Genomic DNA, 14,436 nt, shown 5'->3' with positions numbered 1-14,436 from the left:
CTCGACGAAGGCTTCGCCGGGCTGGGTACGCCGCGGGGGTGGCGGCGTCAGGTTGTGGGTCTTGGTCCGAAGTGCCGAGGCCAGGTCGCGGCGCATCGCGGGGTTGCGGCCGTTGAACGTCTTCGGCAGCCGCATCCGGGTGATCGCCTCGACCGGGGTCGAGAAGTCCATCGGCGCGAGCCGGCGGGCCTGCCGGTCGGCGGTCAGGACGTAGGGACGGGGTTCGTGGCCGCCGACACCGGGGTCGATCACGACCGCGAACCCGGCGAACTTGCCGTTCGGCACCATGATCACGTCACCGGGCTTGAGCCTGGTGAGCGACACCATCGCCTCGTCGCGGCGATCCGATCGCCGCTCCCGGACGGCGCCCTTCTCGACCTCGGAGATGCGTCGGCGCAGTGCGGCGTACTCCATGAAGTCGCCGACGTGGCAGGTCGCGGCGTCTGCGTAGCCTTCCAGTGCTTCCTGGGCCTTCTGCAGCTGTCGTGCCAGGCCGACCACGGCGCGGTCGGCCTGGAACTGCGCGAACGACTGCTCGAGCAGCTCGCGGGACCGCTCGCGGCCGAACTGGTGCACCAGGTTGACCGCCATGTTGTAGGACGGTCGGAACGAGCTGCGCAGCGGGTAGGTGCGGGTCGAGGCGAGGCCGGCGACCTCGCGGGGGTTCATGCCGGGCTGCCAGAGCACGACGCCGTGGCCCTCGACGTCGAGGCCGCGACGCCCGGCGCGGCCGGTGAGCTGGGTGTACTCCCCCGGCGTGATGTCGGCGTGTGTCTCACCGTTCCACTTGGCCAGCTTCTCGATCACGACCGTGCGCGCGGGCATGTTGATCCCGAGTGCGAGCGTCTCGGTCGCGAACACCGCCTTGACGAGTCCGCGCAGGAACAGCTCCTCCACGCACTGCTTGAAGGTCGGCAGCATCCCGGCGTGGTGGGAGGCCACGCCGCGTGTCAGCCCGTCGAGGAACTCGTGGTAGCCGAGCACCTCCAGGTCGTCGTCGGGCAGGTGCCGGCAGCGCTCCTCGACGAAGGCGAAGATCTCGTCGCGCTCGTGAGTGCTGGTGAGGCGGACGTTGGCCGAGAGGCACTGGGTGACCGCCGCGTCGCAGCCGACGCGGCTGAAGATGAACATGATCGCGGGCAGCAGGCCCTCGCGATCGAGCCGTTCGAGCACCTCGACCCGGCTCGGGATCCACACACGGCGGCCGTTGCCGACCTGGCGCGGGTTCTTCGACGACCCGGGCTTGCCCTTGCGCGTCGACTTCCGGTCGCGCATCAGCCTGGAGCTCGCCCAGTCGTCGCGGGCGATCCGCACGAGCTCGTCGTTGACCGGCGCCCCCTCCTTCACGAAGCCGGCGCTGGCGTCGACGTCGGAGGAGGCGAAGAGGTCGAACAGCCTGCTGCCGACCATGACGTGCTGATAGAGCGGCACCGGACGGCGTTCCTCGACGATGGTGGACGTCTCGCCACGCACGGTGGCCAGCCACTCGCCGAACTCCTCGGCGTTGGAGACGGTCGCCGACAGCGAGACCAGCGTGACCGACTCGGGCAGGTGGATGATCACCTCTTCCCAGACCGCGCCGCGCATCCGGTCGGCGAGGTAGTGCACCTCGTCCATCACCACGAAGCCGAGCCCGAGCAGCGTGCGCGACCCGGCGTAGAGCATGTTGCGCAGCACTTCAGTGGTCATCACGACGATCGGCGCCTCGCCGTTGACGACGTTGTCGCCGGTCAGCAGGCCCACGTTGTCCGGCCCGTAGCGCGCCACGAGGTCGTTGTACTTCTGGTTGCTCAGCGCCTTGATCGGCGTCGTGTAGAAGCACTTGCGGCCGGTCTCGAGCGCCAGGTGGACGGCGAACTCGCCGACGATGGTCTTGCCCGAGCCGGTCGGGGCGGCGAGGAGCACGCCTCGACCCTCCTCGATCTCCTTGCAGGCCCGGACCTGGAAGTCGTCGAGCGGGAAGTCGTAGAGGTTGGCGAACGCGGCCGTCACCGGGTGCGCCGTCAGCTTCGCGTACGCCGACGCGTGCTCGTCGACGACGAGGTCTTCGTCGTGGCTGCTCATGCGAACACCGTCAGGGCGCCGGGCTCGCAGGTGATCGTCAGCGGCAGCTCGCCGAAGCGTTCCCCGTCGGCGTACGACACGACACCCGGGGCTGCGACAGTGACGCTGCGGACCCGGTGGTGCTCGTACTCCGGCACCGCCCGGTGGGTCCCGGAGAACAGCTTGGGGTAGGTGCGGATCAGCTTGCCCTTCGTCATGGTGTTGATGATGACCACGTCGAGCAGGCCGTCGTCGAGCACGGCCCCCTCGGTGATGCGCAGTCCGCCGCCGTACGACGAGCCGTTGCCCACCGCAACCAGCATGGCGTCTCGCTGCAGGAGCGTCCCGTCGAGGTCGAGCTTGAACGGCAGCGGCGTGAACGTGCGAAGCTCGACAAGCGTGGCGAGGTTGTAGCGCATCTGGCCGCGCGGCCAGGTCATCTCGTTGGCGCGCTCGTTGACGATGGCGTCGAAGCCGGCGGCGAGGACGGTGACGAAGTGGCGTGACCCGGAGCGGGCCAGGTCGATCGTGCGCAGCCTGGAGCCGATCACCCGATCCGCCGCCGCGACCGGGTCCTTGCGGGGCAGGTCGAAGTAGCGGGCCACGTCGTTGCCGGTGCCTGCGGGGATGATCCCGAGCGGCACGCCCGTCCCGGCCAGTGCCTGGGTCGCGAGGTGGACGAGGCCGTCGCCGCCACAGACCACGAGCGCATCGACGCCGTCGGCGACGCTGGCCTTCGCAAGGTCGAGGGCTTCGTCGGCATTGCGGCCCTCGAGGTTGCGCACCACCAGCCCGGCGTCACGCAACCGGGGCAACGCGGCCCTGCGGTAGCGAGCACCCTTTCCCTTGCCCGAGGTGGGGTTGGTGAGAAGAGCGATCTCGCGGGCCATGGACCGACCCTATCGAGCGTCAGCGACGAGTCTGCCGCTCCGCGCCGATGCGGAGCAGGGCAGCCATGTTGTCGGGCGAGCCGCCGACCGCGCGGGCCAGCCGGGCGAGGGTGTCCAGGACGCGGTCCGCATCGAAGCCGGTGCCCGGCACGGCGAGCACCAGCCGGTCCCCGTACCGGCCGAGGAGCACCTGGCCGTGGCGCCAGGCCTGGTGGGTCCGCAGCCGGGAGTCGTCGTCGGTGACGGGCGCCGGGTAGGCCTCGTCGACGGCGAGGAGGTCGCAGCCCAAGACGTCGTCGCCGGCCACGATGCGACCTGCCACGAGGTGCCCGGACCTGAGTCCCTGGTCGGCGTGCCAGACCACTTCGCGTACGCCCAGCCACTCGGGCAGGTCGAAGGGGTCGACGTCGATGATCGGCGTGGACTCCATGACGATCACTGTGTCAGATCGTGATGGCGCGAGATCAGATGGCCGAGATCTCGTCGGGCGACAGGCCGGCATTGGGCTTGCGCGCGGCCTTGCGGCGGTCGTTGTAGCGGGCGATGACCTCGGAGATCAGGTAGAGGACGACCATCGGCACGGCCATGAAGGTCATCGTGAACGGGTCGGCCGAGGGGGTCGCCACCGCTGCGAACACGAAGATGCCGACGATGATCCACGGCCGGTGCGCACCCAGCTGCTTGCCGGTCACCACGCCGGCGAGGTTGAGCATCACCACGAAGACCGGGATCTCGAAGGCGAGACCGAAGACCAGCAGGGTGCGGGTGAAGAACTGGAGGTAGTTGCCGAAGTCCACGAGGTTCGTGACGCCGTCGGGGTTGAGGGCGATCAGCACCTCGAGACCCTTGGGCAACGTGACATAGCCGAGCACGATGCCCACCAGGAACAGCGGGCCGGCGATCGCCACGAACACCCGCGACCACTTCCGCTCGCTGGCGTGCAGACCGGGCAGGATGAACGCCCACACCTGGTAGAGCCAGAACGGTGCCGTCCCGATGAGTGCCGCGAAGCCGCAGAGCTTCAGGTAGAGCATGAGTCCGCCGGCGGGACCACTGGTGGTCGCGAGGCTGCTTCCCTCGGGCAGTTTCTCGACCGCCTGCGTGTAGGGCCCGAACACCAGGTCGTAGAGACCGTCGAAGAAGTACAGCGCCACCGCGATGGCCACGATCATGAAGGACCCGGCCCGGAGGACGCGGGCGCGCAACTCCCGGAAGTGGTCCCCGAGCGCCATCCGGCCGTCGGGGCCGACGGGATGTGCGGGCTTGGCCGAGTAGAGACGGACGAACCGTCCGACGAGACTCACTGACGTGCGTCGACGATGCCCGGCTCAGCCGGTGTGCTTGTCGGAGCGGATCTCCGGGTCGACAACAGGCTCGACAAAGGGCTCGGTCGGCGTGCTCGAGGCCGTGGGCAGCTCGGACGGAGCGGCGGGAGCGGTCGGCTTCTCGTCCTCGTCGTCGCGCAGGCCCTTGGTCTCGGTCTTGAAGATGCGCAACGCCTGGCCGGTGCCGCGAGCAAGCTCGGGAAGCTTGGCCGCACCGAACACGAGCACCACGATCGCGAGGATGACCAGCCACTCCGCGCCCTGCGGCATGCCAAACAGCGGGTTGATCATGAGTTGCTCCAAGTGTCGGGGACGGTGGCAGAACTCATCCTACGCTGCGCTCCTGATAGAGACTGAGGGCTGCCCGTGCGTTGGCGGTGAAGGATTCGGCGAACTCGACGGGCGCGAGGACCGACGCGTGCGGGGCCACCCGGAAGAGCAGCTGGTGCAACCACGACTCGCTCGCCACATCGATGACGACGTCCAGCGTGCCCTCGGGCCCGGGCGATGTCTCGGTCACCAGGTAGTACTCCGGCACCCACTGGGCCGCGGGCTGCAGACGGAGGGTCACGGCCACGGTCTCGCCGTCGCCGTGGAACCAGCCGCCCGACAGGTCGCGCGGCTCGGCCGCGCGCTCGGAGACGGCCTCGGGCAGCTCGCTGGCCGCCACGATCCGGTCCAGGCGGAAGGCTCGGTCACCGTGGGCGGTGTGGCACCAGGCATCGAGGTAGGTCGCGTCGCCGACGCGTGTGATCGCGCGCGGCTCGACGATCCGGGAGGACTGGTCGTCGCGGGTCGGCACGTAGTAGGAGATCTCCAGCTGACGCCCCCGGTCGATCGCACCCTGCAGCACCGGCAGCAGGTCCGTGCCCGGCGACGCGTCGTCCGACACGTGGATCTGCTGGGCGGCCGAGGCCGCCCCGGCTGTCTCCAGCTTGGCCAGCGTGCGCTCCACCACTTCGCGTGTCTCCGGCGAGGCACTCTGCTCGATCGCGCGCAAGGCCACCACGAGCGCGGCCGCCTCCGAGGGAGCGAACCGGACCGGACGAGCGAGATAGTCGGCGTTGTCGACGCGGATGATCCCCTCGCCCTCGAGGGCGTCGAGATCGACGTTGATCAGGTCGTCGGGGTAGCCACCGGGCAGGCCGCACATGAAGAGCACACGGAGGTCCTTGTCGAGCTGAGCGGCGTCCACCCCGAGTGCCTCGGCGGCCTCCGAGACGCGGACCTCCCCGCGCTGGTGCAGGTAGGGCACCAGCACCAGCAGTCGTCCGACCTGTTCACGGGCGGCGTGCACGGCCGGCTTGGGCGTCGTCATCGCGTCACCCCGCTCAGGCGGGAGATGACATCGGCCCGCAGGCCGTCCGGCGCTTCGACGACCGCGTTGGCGCCGAGGGTGAGGACGGAGCCGACGAGGTCTCGGACCTGCCCGCTGACCCTGAGCCGGTCCCAGGCCGTGACGTCGTCGGGTCCGCTCACGTCCTCCTCGATCGCGCTCGCCTGCCGCCGCAGGGCCACGCCGGCCCGCTGCCGGACCAGCACGACGGCCTCGATGTCGGGCGAGCGGTGCACCAGACTGTGCGCGACGACCTTGACGTCCGTGCCCGCGGGGACGTCGTACGCCGCCGACTTGCCCGTCAGGGCCACCCTGCCCTGCACCCGGGAGAGCCGGAAGACCCGCTCGGCCCGGCGATCGAGGTCGTAGCCCACGACGTACCACCGTCCCGACGACCGGACCACGCCCCAGGGCTGGAGACGACGGGTGGCCGCCTCCTCGCCCGGGCGGCGGTAGTCGAAGGTGATGACCCGGCGCTTCTGGGTGGCCTCCCAACAGGCGTCGAAGGCCGGCTCCTCGGCGCGCAGGCTGGGCGGCACGAGGTCGAGCCTGCTGGTGTCGATCTCGACGCCCTGGGCGGCGAGCTTGCGCATCGCCTCGGTGGTGGCCCGAGCCAGGGTGTGCTGCTCCCAGGCGCGGGCCGCGATCCCGAGCACCGCCGCCTCGTCGGCCTCGAAGCGGATCTCCGGCAGCGAGGAGGTGTCGGCCGAGATGCGGTAGCCCTGCTCGTCGTCGAAGTAGCTGTCGAGCGAGCCGACCTCGATCACGACCCCGAGCTCACGCAGGTCTTCCTTGTCCCGCTCGAAGGCCTTCTCGAACGCCTCGAGGCCACGCGGGTTGTCGCCGTACTCGCCGTAGTGGGCTCGACGGATGTCCTGCTTGGACACGAAGCGGGTCTGGGCGAGCAGCATGATGTAGAGGTTGAGCAACCGCTCGGACTTGTCCGCCATGCCACTCCCCCTCCTTGGTGAAACCGGACCCGGACTGCTCAGGCGGCCGCGAGGATGTCCACGACGAAGAACAACGTGTCGGTGCCCTTGATCCCGGCGCTCTCGTTGCCCTTGTCGCCGTAGCCGTTGGCGGGCGGGATGGACAAGATCACGCGCGAGCCGACGGTCTTGCCGACGAGTTCCTTGTCCCAGCCGGGCACGACCTGGCCGACGCCGATGGAGAACGAGGCGGGGTTCTTGGTCGCGGAGTAGGACTCGTCGAAGGGGGCTTTCGCGTCGTAGACCTGACCGAGGTAGTTGACCGCGATCGTCTGACCGCTCGTGACCGCCGGGCCGTCGCCCTTGATCAGAGTGGTGTCGAGGAGGTTCTTGCTCGGCTTGTTGGCGCCGGCGAAGTCAAGGCCGGTGATGACGCCGTCGGCCTCGATCAGGCCCGGGGCCCACTTGGCTGCCTCGCGCTCCTCGCCGAACGGCTCGTCGCCGACCTTGGCCACCAGGTCGACCACGAAGACGACACCGTCCTTGTTGCCGATGTTGAGCTGCGGGTTGCCCCCCTCGCCGAAGGCGTCCTCGGCGGTCGCCGCCACCGCGACCCGCGAGCCGACCGTGTGACCCTCGAGCGCCTTCTTGAACGGCTCGGAGATGTCGCCGACGAGCAGCTGCGGGGCCTTGGACTCGTAGCTGTTGTAGGCCTCTTCCTCGGTGTAGCCGTTGCCGATCCAGATGTGGGCCAGTGCACCGTCACCGGCCTCGATCACGTCGCCGTCGCCCTCGGTGACCACGTCGGTCTCGATGTCCGTGGGGCCGACCTGACCGTCCCACGCCACCTTCGGGGCAGAGCCGATGTCGCCGGTGATCGTGACGTTGTCGAGTCCGCCGGCCGCGTCGGACCCGGATCCGTCGCCGGAGCCGCAGGCGCTGAGCGCCAGGCCGGTGAGAAGAAGGACGCCGCTCGCGGCCATGAGTCGCGGCTGGAGGCGGGTGCGGGTGGTGCGAGACACGATGGGTCACCTAATCCGTTGATGTGCACGACAGCGCGGTCACCCTATCCGGCCCGTCCGAGGGGCGGCCGGGTATGTCCCAAGCTCCGCCGTCGCGACCGCTTGCGACGACTCACATTCCGTCGATGAGACGTTGCACGCGATCGTCGTAGGCCTTGAACGGGTCCTTGCAGAGCACGGTGCGCTGCGCCTGGTCGTTGAGCTTGAGGTGCACCCAGTCGACGGTGAAGTCACGACGGCGTTCCTGGGCCTTGCGAATGAACTCGCCGCGGAGCCGGGCGCGGGTGTTCTGCGGCGGCACGCTCTTGGCCTCGAAGATCTTGAGGTCGGTGGTGACGCGCGCGACGGCACCGCGCTTCTCCAGAAGGTAGTAGAGCCCCCGGTTGCGGTGGATGTCGTGGTAGGCGAGGTCGAGCTGCGCGATCCGCGGATGACCCATGGGCAGTCCGTGCTTGGCGCGGTAGCGGTCGATCAGCTTCCACTTGATCACCCAGTCGATCTCCCGGTCGACCAGGCCCAGGTCGTCTGACTCGATCGCCTTGAGCCCGCGCTCCCACAGGTCGAGGGCCTGCTCGATGAGCGGGGTGCTGATCTGCCGGCGGTCGACGAAGTCGCGTGCCTTGCCGAGATACTCGGCCTGGATCTCCAGCGCGCTCGCCTCACGACCGTTGGCCAGGCGGACCTTGCGGCGCCCGGTCATGTCGTGCGAGATCTCCCGGATGGCGCGGATCGGGTTCTCCATCGTCAGATCGCGCATCACCACGCCCTCCTCGATCATCCGCAGCACCAGGTCGCACGACGCCACCTTGAGCATCGTGGTGGTCTCGCTCATGTTGGAGTCGCCGACGATGACGTGGAGGCGGCGGTACTTCTCCGCGTCAGCGTGCGGTTCGTCGCGGGTGTTGATGATCGGCCGGCTGCGCGTCGTGGCGCTGGAGACGCCCTCCCAGATGTGCTCGGCGCGCTGGGAGACGTTGTACGTGGCACCGCGGGGCGTCTGCGTGACCTTCCCGGCACCGACGACGATCTGCCGGGTGACCAGGAATGGGATCAGGATGTCGGCGAGCTTGCTGAACTCCCCGGCCCGCCCGACGAGGTAGTTCTCGTGGCACCCGTAGGAGTTGCCGGCGGAGTCGGTGTTGTTCTTGAAGAGGTAGATGTCACCGGCGATGCCCTCGTCGTGCAGGCGCTGCTCGGCATCGAGAAGGAGCCCTTCGAGGATCCGCTCCCCCGCCTTGTCATGCGTGACCAGCTCGACGATGTCGTCGCACTCGGGCGTGGCGTACTCCGGGTGGCTACCGACGTCGAGGTAGAGCCGGGCGCCGTTGCGCAGGAACACGTTGCTCGAGCGGCCCCAGCTGACGACCTTGCGGAACAGGTAGCGCGCGACCTCGTCGGGGCTCAGCCTGCGCTGCCCCTTGAACGTGCACGTGACGCCGTACTCGTTCTCGATGCCGAAGATCCGACGGTCCATGACCCCACCCTAGAACCGACCTGGGCGTGCGGGAGGGGCGAACACGCAAGTCTCAGCCCAGCGGATCGCCCGGGTCGCCCGGTGGCGTCCCGGGAGCAGGGGGCTGCGCCGGGTCCGGGAGGGGCGGCTGGGGCGCCGGCGGCACCGGGTCGGTCGGCTGCGGAACGGGCGGCGGGGCGATCGGAGGTGACGTCGGCGGGGGCACGTGGTGCTCGCTCGGCTCACCGTTGAGCGGGTGCTCCAGCGGAGGCACTCCCCCGCTGACCTGGTCGGTCGGGTCGGCCGGGTCGTCGGCGGTGGGCGCGGAGGGAGGCGTGGCGCCGACGTTGTCGTCGCCCAGCGGCGCGTCCGGCTCCTCCGGGCCGCGATCACCGAGGATCTCGACGAGTCGCGACTCCCGCAGCCGCACGAACTTGCGCAGCTGGGTGCGGGTGCGATCGAGGATGGCGACCTCGAGGTCGTCGACCGGGATCACCCGGTCGCCCGCGTCGGTGTGACCCAGGGCCGCCACCGCGACGTGCAACGCGTCCTCGAGGGTGGCGCCCTCGCTGTAGTGCTCCTTGAGGTGCGTCGCGACCGTCTCGGCCGCCCCGCCCATCACGGCATAGCCGTGCTCATCGGCGACCTGGCCGTCGTAGGTGAGGCGGTAGAGCTGGTCGTCGGCGGGGGTGTCGGCCACCTCCGCGACGAACAGCTCCACCTCGTAGGGCTTCTCCCCGCCGCTGGAGAAGATCGTGCCTAGTGTCTGCGCGTACGCGTTGGCCAGCCCGCGACCGGTGACGTCGCGACGGTCGTAGGCGTAGCCGCGCATGTCGGCGAGCCGCACTCCGGCGATGCGCAGGTTCTCGAACTCGTTGTAGCGACCGACCGCGGCGAACGCGATCCGGTCGTAGATCTCCGAGACCTTGTGCAGCGCCTGCGAGGGGTTCTCCGAGACGAACAGGATGCCGTCGGCGTACTGGATGGCGACCACGGAGCGGCCGCGTGCGATGCCCTTGCGCGCGAAGTCGGCACGGTCCTTCATCAGCTGCTCGGGCGAGACGTAGAACGGGGTGCTCATTGACACTCCTCAGAGAAGGGCGGCGGCGGGGCCGTCGGGGCGCTGCATACGCGCGGCGAGCATGCGGTCGGCGATCTCGGCAACCTCACCGTCGTCGATGCGTTGACCGCCAGCGGCGGTGACGACGTGGACGACCGGGAAGATGCGGCGGGTCAGGTCGGGGCCACCCGTGGCGGAGTCGTCGTCCGCGGCGTCGTACAGCGCCTGGACGACGGCCGTGACGCAGCCCTCGGCGGAGAGGTCGTCGCGGTAGAGCTTCTTGAGCGAGCCACGGGCGAACAGCGAGCCCGAGCCGACGCTGTGGAAGGCGCTCTCCTCGTAGCGACCACCCGTGACGTCGTAGCTGAAGATGCGGCCCGAGTCGGCGTTGAGGTCGAAGCCAGCGAAAAGGGGCACGACGGAGAGGCCTTGCATCGCCAGTCCGAGGTTGGCGCGGATGAGCGCCGCGAGACGGTTGGCCTTGCCGTCCATCGAGAGCGTGGTGCCCTCGATCTTCTCGTAGTGCTCGAGCTCGGTCTGGAAGAGCCGCACCATCTCGACGGCCAGGCCTGCGGTGCCGGCGATGCCGACCACGGAGTACTCGTCGGCCGGGAAGACCTTCTCGATGTCGCGCTGGGCGATGATGTTGCCCATCGTGGCCCGGCGGTCCCCCGCCATCACCACGCCGCCGGGGAAGGTCGCCGCGACGATGGTGGTGCCGTGCGGCGCGAGGTCGCCGGCGTTGCCGGAGGGTACGGCGCGGCGCGACGGCAGCAGGTCGGGAGCCTGGACGGCGAGGAAGTCGCTGAACGACGAGGAGCCCGGCATGAGGTAGGCAGCGGGCAGGCGGGGGTCGCTCACTGGCCGCCCTTTTGGATGAACGACTTCACGAAGTCCTCGGCGTTGGTCTCGAGGACGTCGTCGATCTCGTCGAGGATGGCGTCCACGTCGTCGTCGATGACCTCCTTGCGCTCCGCAACGTCGGTCAGGGCGGCCTCGTCGGTCGCCGTCTCGTCCTGGGTGGACTTGCGCGGTTGCTTCTGTTCTTGGGCCATACCTATGACCCTATCCAGAAATGGAAAGCGCGCACGGGAAGCGACCATCCGAGGTTGCCGATCGGCGCCTCGGGTCCCCGCAAGCAGCGCCCGCGCTACCGAACAGTCGGGCTGCTTCACAGCGAAATCTCCGACCGTACGGTTCGGTAGCGCCGGGCCGTCGCGCTCCAGGGTGGCGATCGTGCACGCGCAGTCCGAGCCGGCGGTCGAGTGGCTGCGTGCGCAGGTGGACGAGCTGCTCGCCAGCGGGTTCCTGACCGACGCGCTGCGCGACGCAGGGCAGGCCCCGGGGCTGGCCGCCGTCAGCGAGCAGTGAGCCGCGAGACCAGCTCGAGCGCGGTGTCGCACTCGTCGAGGAGGGCGCCCACGTGCGCCTTGCTCCCGCGGAGCGGATCGATGGTCGGCACACGCTGCAGGGACTCCCGCCCGGGCAGGTCGAAGATCACCGAGTCCCACGACGCAGCGGCGACGCTGTCGGCGTACTTCTCCAGGCAGCGTCCGCGGAAGTAGGCGCGGGTGTCCTCGGGCGGGTCGTGCATCGCCTTCTCGACCGAGACGTCGTCGAGCAGCCGCTCGATCCGGCCGGCGGCGACGAGCTTGGCGTAGAGCCCCTTCTCGGGCCTGATGTCGCTGTACTGCAGGTCGATGAGATGCAGCTTGGCGTCGTCCCAATCGAGGTTGTCGCGGTCGCGATACTGCTGGAGCAGCTTGAGCTTGGCCACCCAGTCGAGCTCGCCGGCGAGCTGCATCGGGTCCTGCTCGAGCCGGGTCAGCACCGACTCCCAGCGCGCCAGCACGTCGACCGTCTGGGCGTCCGCATCGTCGCCGAGCCGGTCGTCGACGAACTTGCGGGCCAGGTCGAGGTATTCCATCTGGAGCTGGACGGCGGTGAGGGTGCGACCGTCGCGCATCGTCAACAGGTGCTTGAGCGTCGGGTCGTGCGAGACAGCGCGCAGCGACGCCACCGACCCCGTGATGCCGAGGTCGGCGGTGATGAACCTGTCCTCGATCATCGCCAGCACCAGGGCCGTCGTGCCGACCTTGAGGTAGGTCGACACCTCGGCGAGATTCGCGTCGCCGATGATGACATGCAGCCGGCGGTACTTCTCCGGGTCGGCGTGCGGCTCGTCGCGGGTGTTGATGATCGGGCGCTTCAGCGTCGTCTCCAGGCCCACCTCGACCTCGAAGTAGTCGGCACGCTGGGTGATCTGGAAGCCGTGCTCGCGCCCGTCCTGGCCGATGCCCACCCGACCGGCGCCGCACACGACCTGGCGACTGACGAAGAACGGCGTGAGGTGTCGCACGATGTCGGCAAAGGGAGTCGAGCGCCGCATCAGGTAGTTCTCGTGGGCGCCGTACGACGCGCCCTTGTTGTCGGTGTTGTTCTTGTAGAGCACGATCGGTGCTGCGCCGGGCGGCTGCGAGGCCAGCCGCTGGGCATCGAGCATCACCAGCTCCCCCGCCTTGTCCCACTTGACGATGTCGAGCGGGGACGTCACCTCGGGCGTGGAGTACTCCGGGTGCGCGTGGTCGACGTACAACCGGGCGCCGTTGGTGAGGATGACGTTGGCGAGCCCGAGGTCCTCGTCGGTGAGCTGGCTGGGGTCGGCGATCTGGCGCGCCATGTCGAAACCCCGGGCATCGCGCAGCGGCGACTCCTCCTCGAAGTCCCAGCGGGCGCGGCGTGCCTTCGCCGTCGAGGACGCATAGGCGTTGACGACCTGCGACGACGCGACCATCGGGTTGGCGAGCGGCAGCCCCTGCACGGAGATGCCGTACTCGACCTCGGTGCCCATCACCCGACGTACGCTCATGCCATGAGCCTACGGCTGTGGGACGAACGCGTCGTGCCCCGACTGGTGGATGCCTCGCTCCGTGGACACGAGATAGGCGAGTTCCGCGGGCAGGTGTGCACCGGGCTGACGGGGCGAGTCGTCGAGATCGGCTTCGGCTCCGGACTGAACATCCGCTGGTATCCGCCGGCCGTCACCTCGGTCAGTGCCGTGGAGCCCTCCGACGTGGGATGGCGTCTGTCCGAGAGGCGACGTCGGGGCAGCGGCGTACCGATCGAGCGCGCCGGACTCGACGGGCAGCGCCTCACGCTGCCGGACGCTGGACACGACTCGGCGCTGGTGACGTTCAGTCTCTGCACGATCCCCGACGCGGCCATGGCCCTGCGGGAGGTACGCCGCGTGGTCGCGCCCGAGGCACGGTTGCACTTCATCGAGCACGGCCTCGCCCCCGAACCCGCGATCCAGCGGCGGCAGCGGAGGTGGGAGCCGTGGCAGCGCCGGCTGGCGGGCGGCTGTCATCTCACCCGCGACATGCCGGCCCTCATCGCCGCCAATGGGTGGGAGATCGAGGGCCTGGAGACGTTCTACCTGCCGGGTCCGGCGATCGGACGGCCGTGGACCTACCTGTTCATGGGCGTCGCGCGGTCAGCCTGATTCCTTGTCCTCTTCGCGCAGCCTGGGCTCGGTGGTCAGCTCGGGGCGGATCCCGTGCTTGTCGGCATAGAACTCGCGGATCCGGTCCATGTCTGCGGTGACGTCACCGCTGAGCGCGAACGTGGGACCCCAGCCGACCGTGCGCGAGGGCCGGTCGAGATAGGCCAGCGTGACCGGTATCCCGGTCTTCTGCGAGATGCGGTAGAAGCCCGACTTCCAGTAGTCCGTCTTGCTGCGCGTGCCCTCGGCGGCGATTCCGAGCAGGAACGACTCGTCGACCTCGGCGTCGGCGAGCAACCGGGCGATCGTCACGGCCGGATCCGTGCGGTCGAGGGCGACCGCTCCCGTGGAGCGCAGGATCGGACCGAGCGGGCCGCGGAAGAACTCCTTCTTGACGAGCAGCCGAATCTGGACGCTGCTGTCCCACGCGAGCAGCATGGTGAGCACCCAGTCCCAGTTGGACGTGTGCGGGGCGCCGACCAGGATGCCGCGGCTGGGCACCTGGCCCGCCGTACGCCAGCGGGAGAGGCGGAGCAGGACGCGAGCGAGCGTGCGTCGGACGAGGAAGTGTCGGCTCATGAGCGCACTGTAGGTCCGGGCGTGCGGTCGGGGGCCCGCAGGTCGTGAGATGAGCGGCGCCGGTCGGCTCAGCAGCTGCGCAGCTTTCCGAGGACGGCGAGGACGACGACTACCACGACGATGATGAGCAGGATCTTGATCATGAGCTTCTCTTCTCCTTGGAGGTACGGAATCGGTGCTGTGATCGCGATGCCGAGCGCGGGCTGACGAGGGCCTGCTCGCCCGAGGTCACAGGTATTGACCGGTGTTCGCGACGGTGTCGATCGAACGGCCCGGCTCGGTGCCCTGCTTGCCGGT

The 14,436-nt window shown here is 69.3% G+C and carries 16 protein-coding genes; 2 read left to right on the top strand and 14 right to left on the bottom strand.

Annotated elements, in window-relative coordinates:
- The 12 genes from RMO85_RS12135 to RMO85_RS12080 all read right to left on the bottom strand — a co-directional run.
- A partial coding sequence (locus RMO85_RS12135; protein ID WP_310528985.1) for a DEAD/DEAH box helicase occupies positions 1-2,064 on the bottom strand: 2,064 nt, incomplete at its 3' end.
- Positions 2,061-2,933, bottom strand: coding sequence for a diacylglycerol kinase (locus RMO85_RS12130; RefSeq protein WP_310528984.1), 873 nt, complete (start codon positions 2,931-2,933; stop codon positions 2,061-2,063). The genes RMO85_RS12130 and RMO85_RS12135, both read right to left, overlap by 4 nt.
- A gap of 19 nt (positions 2,934-2,952) precedes the next feature.
- Positions 2,953-3,363 carry a hypothetical protein gene (locus RMO85_RS12125; protein WP_310528983.1) on the bottom strand — a complete coding sequence of 137 codons (411 nt, stop codon included), beginning with the start codon at positions 3,361-3,363 and terminating at the stop codon, positions 2,953-2,955.
- Between the two features lie 34 nt (positions 3,364-3,397).
- Entirely contained in the window at positions 3,398-4,237 is an 840-nt protein-coding gene (gene tatC, locus RMO85_RS12120) for a twin-arginine translocase subunit TatC (protein WP_310528982.1), read from the bottom strand.
- Between the two features lie 24 nt (positions 4,238-4,261).
- On the bottom strand, positions 4,262-4,549 hold the full coding sequence (gene tatA / locus RMO85_RS12115) for a twin-arginine translocase TatA/TatE family subunit (protein WP_310528981.1): 288 nt from the start codon (positions 4,547-4,549) through the stop codon (positions 4,262-4,264).
- Between the two features lie 34 nt (positions 4,550-4,583).
- Positions 4,584-5,576 carry a WYL domain-containing protein gene (locus RMO85_RS12110; RefSeq protein WP_310528980.1) on the bottom strand — a complete coding sequence of 331 codons (993 nt, stop codon included), beginning with the start codon at positions 5,574-5,576 and terminating at the stop codon, positions 4,584-4,586.
- Positions 5,573-6,544 (bottom strand): WYL domain-containing protein, encoded by a 972-nt coding sequence (locus tag RMO85_RS12105; RefSeq protein WP_310528979.1) that lies wholly within the window; start codon positions 6,542-6,544, stop codon positions 5,573-5,575. Before RMO85_RS12105 ends, RMO85_RS12110 begins: the two co-directional genes overlap by 4 nt.
- 38 nt (positions 6,545-6,582) lie before the next feature.
- Positions 6,583-7,545 carry an FKBP-type peptidyl-prolyl cis-trans isomerase gene (locus RMO85_RS12100; protein ID WP_310528978.1) on the bottom strand — a complete coding sequence of 321 codons (963 nt, stop codon included), beginning with the start codon at positions 7,543-7,545 and terminating at the stop codon, positions 6,583-6,585.
- A gap of 112 nt (positions 7,546-7,657) precedes the next feature.
- Positions 7,658-9,019 (bottom strand): Pup--protein ligase, encoded by a 1,362-nt coding sequence (gene pafA / locus RMO85_RS12095; protein WP_310528977.1) that lies wholly within the window; start codon positions 9,017-9,019, stop codon positions 7,658-7,660.
- A gap of 52 nt (positions 9,020-9,071) precedes the next feature.
- The gene (gene prcA / locus RMO85_RS12090) at positions 9,072-10,079 is read right to left on the bottom strand and encodes a proteasome subunit alpha (protein ID WP_397203769.1); all 1,008 of its coding nucleotides are present in this window, start codon (positions 10,077-10,079) and stop codon (positions 9,072-9,074) included.
- A 9-nt stretch (positions 10,080-10,088) separates the two neighbouring features.
- Positions 10,089-10,919 carry a proteasome subunit beta gene (gene prcB, locus RMO85_RS12085; RefSeq protein ID WP_310528976.1) on the bottom strand — a complete coding sequence of 277 codons (831 nt, stop codon included), beginning with the start codon at positions 10,917-10,919 and terminating at the stop codon, positions 10,089-10,091.
- Positions 10,916-11,113: a ubiquitin-like protein Pup gene (locus RMO85_RS12080; protein ID WP_310528975.1), complete on the bottom strand. Its 198-nt coding sequence runs from the start codon at positions 11,111-11,113 to the stop codon at positions 10,916-10,918. The genes prcB and RMO85_RS12080 overlap by 4 nt, the downstream gene beginning before the upstream one ends.
- A 181-nt stretch (positions 11,114-11,294) precedes the next feature.
- Here RMO85_RS12080 and RMO85_RS12075 point away from each other — a divergent pair, with 181 nt between their 5' ends.
- A complete protein-coding gene (locus RMO85_RS12075; RefSeq protein ID WP_310528974.1) occupies positions 11,295-11,429 on the top strand; it encodes a hypothetical protein in 135 nt (44 codons plus the stop codon).
- Here RMO85_RS12075 and dop read toward each other — a convergent pair.
- Positions 11,416-12,927 carry a depupylase/deamidase Dop gene (gene dop / locus RMO85_RS12070; protein ID WP_310528973.1) on the bottom strand — a complete coding sequence of 504 codons (1,512 nt, stop codon included), beginning with the start codon at positions 12,925-12,927 and terminating at the stop codon, positions 11,416-11,418. The genes RMO85_RS12075 and dop overlap by 14 nt on opposite strands.
- Before the next feature lie 3 nt (positions 12,928-12,930).
- Between dop and RMO85_RS12065 the strand changes: the two genes are divergently transcribed.
- The gene (locus RMO85_RS12065; protein WP_310528972.1) at positions 12,931-13,560 is read left to right on the top strand and encodes a methyltransferase domain-containing protein; all 630 of its coding nucleotides are present in this window, start codon (positions 12,931-12,933) and stop codon (positions 13,558-13,560) included.
- Here RMO85_RS12065 and RMO85_RS12060 read toward each other — a convergent pair.
- Positions 13,552-14,139, bottom strand: coding sequence for a 1-acyl-sn-glycerol-3-phosphate acyltransferase (locus tag RMO85_RS12060; protein WP_310528971.1), 588 nt, complete (start codon positions 14,137-14,139; stop codon positions 13,552-13,554). The two genes, RMO85_RS12065 and RMO85_RS12060, sit on opposite strands and share 9 nt — an antisense overlap.
- Positions 14,140-14,436 lie beyond the last annotated feature (297 nt).

Source organism: Nocardioides sp. (assembly GCF_031422975.1).
Classification (GTDB): Bacteria; Actinomycetota; Actinomycetes; order Propionibacteriales; family Nocardioidaceae; genus Nocardioides.
Note: the sequence above shows the minus strand (reverse complement) of the source record. Positions and strands in the feature narration are given on the sequence as shown.